Origin of the sequence: Microcoleus pseudofavosus SVA1_A4 (genome assembly GCF_036700565.1) — a bacterium.
GTDB lineage: Bacteria > Cyanobacteriota > Cyanobacteriia > Cyanobacteriales > Microcoleaceae > Microcoleus.
The window spans coordinates 1-5,104 of sequence record NZ_JAUBPE010000147.1 but is presented as its reverse complement, the minus strand read 5'-3'; the positions used below and the strand labels follow the sequence as shown (position 1 = coordinate 5,104).

Annotated in this window: 5 protein-coding genes and 1 pseudogene; 2 read left to right on the top strand and 4 right to left on the bottom strand. The window is 39.6% G+C overall.

All coding sequences use genetic code 11. From position 1 onward, the window contains the following. Positions 1-615 (bottom strand): annotated as a pseudogene (locus tag QUA02_RS32670) (ISAzo13-like element transposase-related protein); the annotation flags it as partial. Positions 616-762: 147 nt separating this feature from the next. Between QUA02_RS32670 and QUA02_RS32665 the strand changes: the two are divergent. Further along, positions 763-1,782: an IS4 family transposase gene (locus QUA02_RS32665; protein WP_333033874.1), complete on the top strand. Its 1,020-nt coding sequence runs from the start codon at positions 763-765 to the stop codon at positions 1,780-1,782. Positions 1,783-1,826: 44 nt separating this feature from the next. Here QUA02_RS32665 and QUA02_RS32660 read toward each other — a convergent pair whose 3' ends face one another. Further along, positions 1,827-2,057: a hypothetical protein gene (locus QUA02_RS32660; RefSeq protein WP_333033873.1), complete on the bottom strand. Its 231-nt coding sequence runs from the start codon at positions 2,055-2,057 to the stop codon at positions 1,827-1,829. A 336-nt stretch (positions 2,058-2,393) separates the two neighbouring features. Here QUA02_RS32660 and abc-f point away from each other — a divergent pair, with 336 nt between their 5' ends. Then, positions 2,394-4,094, top strand: coding sequence for a ribosomal protection-like ABC-F family protein (gene abc-f, locus QUA02_RS32655; protein ID WP_333033872.1), 1,701 nt, complete (start codon positions 2,394-2,396; stop codon positions 4,092-4,094). Positions 4,095-4,209: 115 nt separating this feature from the next. Here the strand turns inward: abc-f and QUA02_RS32650 are convergent, their stop codons facing one another. Further along, positions 4,210-4,764, bottom strand: a complete 555-nt coding sequence (locus QUA02_RS32650) for a transposase (RefSeq protein ID WP_333033875.1) — start codon at positions 4,762-4,764, stop codon at positions 4,210-4,212. Between the two features lie 109 nt (positions 4,765-4,873). Further along, positions 4,874-5,011: a hypothetical protein gene (locus QUA02_RS32645; protein ID WP_333033871.1), complete on the bottom strand. Its 138-nt coding sequence runs from the start codon at positions 5,009-5,011 to the stop codon at positions 4,874-4,876. Positions 5,012-5,104 lie beyond the last annotated feature (93 nt).

Sequence of the window (5,104 nt, the reverse complement as noted above, 5' to 3'; positions counted from 1 at the left end):
AAAGATATGATGATTGGAATTATTACTGCCACCGCCATCGCATTTTATCAAAATTGAATCGGCTTGAGGGTAGATAAGTTTTCCGTAATTAACCCACCATAATTTAATCGATTCACAAGCAAATTCACTCGTGTCTTTACTGATTCCCAAGTTTAAATATCCTCGGTTATGTTGCAGATCGTAAATTCCATGAGGTACTACTTTTCCGTCAGCCAAACTCCAAAAATCATGGTCAAATGTCGTAATAGCTTCCGTAGTATATAGACTCCCTGCTCGATATAGATTTCCAATAAATTCCTTTTTTTTCGTGTCCATACGCTCCAATTGGATTTCCCTGTAACTCATACTCTGCCGTAATTCGAGCCAGATTTTCAAATTGTTCATTACGATTCTTTGTTACTCCGGTTGTTTTTTTTTTTTGAGCTTGACGTTTCACATATCCATGTTTTTTAACAGTTTTTTAACAACTGTTGTACTGACTATTGTTTCCTGAGCCTTCAGACCTTCAACTATTTGTTGCTGGGTAAGATTTGTCCATTTAATTTTTTCCGACATGGGATCTCCGGCTGTGTGGTTTTTTAAGACTTCTAAAAAACGCTCATAAAAATCAGGTATCTCTGACTCCCTAGTTTTTCTTCCTCCTCCAAGTCGGCGAATTCTCTGTTGATTACAAGCAGAAGTGTTGAATGATAGGAAAAGATTGCTAAAATTGGCAGAGCAATGTATAATTGCAGAGTTATAAAATATTAATAATCAACTGAAATGCTATTTTCTAACTTCCCCAAAATTGTCAAACGGTATCTCGCCCATTTACCCAAAGATGATTATCCTGTTTTAGATAGCTTCACATTTGTCTCCTGCTGGCTAGGGTTTAGTTTTGACCAAAGTCTGGATACTATGCGTTCGCTATTTCCCCGTTTAAACAGTCGAGATATTTCCCTAGATATATCAACTTTTTCCAAGCGTCGTAAGCAGAGAGATATTGATGTTTTTGTAAAAATATTTGAAAGATTACAAGCCGATATAAAACGTCAATTAATTAACAAAGATTGTCTCAGCTTATTCCCTTTAGATTCAACGATAGTTACCTTGACAAGTAAATTACTATGGCAACAGGAATACCATCAAGTAAAATTATTTGCTGGAACGGACAATGAACGGGGAATAATTGATGGAGTACACATTCATTTTGGCCAAGGTCATGACAGTGAGCATGGAGATGAAACTATAGCAGCCACACCTCAAAATGGAGTCGCTGTAATGGATAGAGGTTTTTCGAGTTCTGAACGCGTTCAAGCATTAATGAAACAAGAAAATCAATATTTTGTACTACGAATTAAGAATAATTCTACTATCAACATGAAGGAAGATGGAACTTATGAAGTGTGGAGTGACGAACGAAAAGTTCAAGTAAGATTAGTGACTTTTTCAGATTTAGAAACACGGACTGAATTTAGGTTTGTGACTAATTTGCCTGAATCAGGAGAATTAGCATATACCAATGAAGAAATTGGAGAAATTTATCGAAGACGATGGCAGATTGAATTGCTGTGGAAATTCTTAAAAATGCATTTAAAATTGGCTCGTCTAATTACTAAAAATACTAATGGAATTAAGATCCAAATCTATGCCTGTTTGATTTGTTATTTGTTGCTTCAGTTAGTTGAAGTTCCTGATATTATTGGAAATAAACTCTTAGACAAATTACGATATTTACAGGCTTTTATGTGTGAGAAAATCAGCTATATTCACTGGTTTAAAGAACTTGTTTTCAATTGCTGAAATCAGCAGTTTATAGGATTCGTATGTCTATTTTCAGAATCCTATCAATAAGCGTTCAACACTTCTGGATTACAAGTAGTGTCGGATTCAGTTTTTAATTCCTTAATTCCCTTGGCTATTGTATTCCTGTCTACTCCCAAAACTCGGGCTATGTAAATAATTCCACCATGTCCAAGTTTTACGGCTTCTATCGCCGCATATTTTCTTTGGTCTTTTTCAGATAAAGACTGATGATGTTTTCGCATTAAATCAGTAATTTCGTCTGAGTAGTACATAAATTAAGTTAGTAAGAAATGATTCAAATCAAAAAATCATGGGCAACATAAAAAGAACCAAGTAAGTATAATATTTGACATATCTACCGAAACCTAAACCTATTCATATTCACTCATTTATTTATTATACATCGCCGATGTTATTAAATTTTCATTCCCTAGATATCTAGTTGAGAATCTGCGATTTTTCATAGAAACCCGGTTTCTTCGCGTAAGTCCCAGCAAATCAAAATCCAACAATACGCTAAATATAATTAAAATTTGTTAGGATTAACTCGACCTCAGCGCCGGCATCCCATCCGCCGCTAAACCTGCCCTTCCCCAGTCCCCACAACAATGCTGCGACTCGAACACATCAGTAAAATTTACCCCACAGGCGTCGTACTCAAAGATGTCACCTGGGAAGTCAAACCGGGCGATCGCATCGGCTTAGTAGGCGTTAACGGTGCCGGCAAATCGACCCAACTCAAAATCATCGCCGGCGAAATCGAACCCACCGCAGGCGAAGTCATTCGCCCCGCCAGCCTCCACATCGCCTACCTCTCCCAAGAATTTGAAGTAGATCCGACTCGCACCGTCAAAGAAGAATTTTGGCGCGCCTTCAGCGAAGCCAACGAAATACACGAATCGCTGATGCAAGTCCATCGAGACTTGGAAGCCTCCACCCCAGAAAATCTCGACGAACTGATCCACAAAATGGATCGCTTGCAAAGGCAATTTGAAGGCTTAAACGGCTACGGTTTAGAAGCCCAAATTGAGAAAATTCTGCCCGAAATCGGATTTGAATCCGAAGATGGCGATCGGCTTGTCAGCGCCTTCAGCGGCGGCTGGCAAATGCGGATGAGTTTGGGCAAAATTCTCCTGCAAAAACCCGATCTCCTGCTACTAGACGAACCTACCAACCACCTCGACTTAGAAACGATCGAATGGCTGGAAGTTTACCTCAAAGGGCTGATAACCCCGATGGTAATCGTATCCCATGACCGCGAATTTCTCGATCGGCTCTGCACCCAAATCGTCGAAACCGAACGCGGCGTTTCCAGCACCTACCTCGGCAACTACTCTTCCTACCTGCTGCAAAAAGCAGAAGCCAGAGAAGCCCAACTCAGCGCTTACGAAAGCCAGCAAAAAGAACTGGAGAAACAGCAAGCATTCGTTGAAAAATTCCGCGCCAGCGCCACTCGCAGCACCCAAGCCAAAAGCCGCGAGAAACAGTTAGAGAAAATCGAACGCATCGAAGCGCCCACCGGCGGATTAAAAACTTTGCATTTCCGCTTTCCCCCTGCACCCCGCAGCGGTCGCGAAGTAGCAATAATTGAAGATTTGGTGCACACCTACGGCGACAAAATCCTATTTTTGGGAGCCGACTTATTAATTGAAAGGGGCGATCGCATAGCCTTTCTCGGCCCCAACGGTGCGGGCAAATCAACCCTGCTGCGCCTGATTATGGGTTTAGAAAAGCCTTCAGAAGGTACGGTCAAATTGGGAGGTCACAACGTCATCCCCGGTTACTTTGAACAGAATCAGGCAGAAGCCTTAGATTTGAATAAAAGCGTGATCGAAACCATTCACGACGAAGTACCAGACTGGAAAAATGAAGAAGTTCGGACTTTGTTGGGGCGGTTCTTGTTTACCGGCGAAACAGTATTCAAACAAGTCGGCGCTTTGAGCGGGGGAGAAAAAGCCCGTCTGGCTTTAGCAAAGATGCTGTTGACTCCCGTGAATTTGCTGATTTTGGACGAACCTACCAATCACCTCGATATTCCGGCGAAAGAGATGATGGAAGAGGCGATTCAGAATTATGACGGTACCGTAATTATCGTTTCGCACGATCGCTATTTCATCTCCCAAGTCGCCAACAAAATAGTCGAAATCCGGGATGGAGAGTTTCGCCCTTATTTGGGAGATTACCACTACTATCTGGATAAAATAGCTGAAGAAAAAGAACTGGCAAAGTTAGCAAAAATTGAAGCGGATCGAGTGGCTAAAAAGGCTGAAAAAGAAGCAAAGAAAAAAGCGGCTGCTAAGCAAAAATAAAGTTGCCACTGTCGCAGATAAACCTAACATCCACGTTTATCTGCGTGCAGAAGTGTTGAATGCTTATTTGATAGGATTCTGAAAATAGACATACGAATCCTATAAAATGCTGATTTCAGCAATTGAAAACAAGTTCCTTAAACCAGTGAATATAGCTGATTTTCTCACACATAAAAGCCTGTAAATATCGTAATTTGTCTAAGAGTTTATTTCCAATTTCATCAGGAACTTCAACTAACTTAAGCAATAAATAAAAAATCAAACAGGCATAGATTTGGATCTTGATTCCATTAGTATTTTTAGTAATTATACGAGCCAGTTTTAAATGCATTTTTAAGAATTTCCACAGCAATTCAATCTGCCATCGTCTGCGATAAATTTCTCCAATTTCTTCATTAGTGTATGCTAATTCTCCTGATTCAGGTAAATTAGTGACAAACCTAAATTCAGTTCGTGTTTCTAAATCTGAAAAAGTCACTAATCTTACTTGAACTTTTCGTTTGTCACTCCACACTTCATAAGTTCCATCCTCCTTCATGTTGATAGTAGAATTATTCTTAATTCGTAGTACAAAATATTGATTTTCTTGTTTCATTAATGCTTGAACGCGTTCAGAACTCGAAAAACCTCTATCCATTACAGCGACTCCATTTTGAGGTTTGGCTGCTATAGTTTCATCTCCATACAGACTGTCATGACCAAGACCTTAATGAATGTGTACTCCATCAATTATTTCCCGTTTATTGTCCGTTCCAGCAAATAATACCAATTCTCCAAAGTTATGCAACAGTAGCTAAGGCTGATAAAATATAATCCCATCCGGTTATAGATGCTATTGTATGGCGTGAAAATTCTTCAAGATAAGTGCGAACTTTTTCTTTAAGAGCATCTAAATCCTCATAAATTTCCCAGCTCAATTCTTGTTTTATATAGTAGACATCTCCAAAATAGTAACATTATGTGGTAAAAGAACATAAGAGACCTTTTTTTACACAGAAAGATGAGCGACA

What these genes read in the sequence shown, in the direction of transcription:
- QUA02_RS32665 (WP_333033874.1), top strand. Translation starts at nt 763, where the DNA reads ATGCTATTTTCTAACTTCCCCAAAATTGTCAAACGGTATCTCGCCCAT.
- QUA02_RS32660 (WP_333033873.1), bottom strand. Translation starts at nt 2,057, where the DNA reads ATGTACTACTCAGACGAAATTACTGATTTAATGCGAAAACATCATCAG.
- abc-f (WP_333033872.1), top strand. Translation starts at nt 2,394, where the DNA reads ATGCTGCGACTCGAACACATCAGTAAAATTTACCCCACAGGCGTCGTA.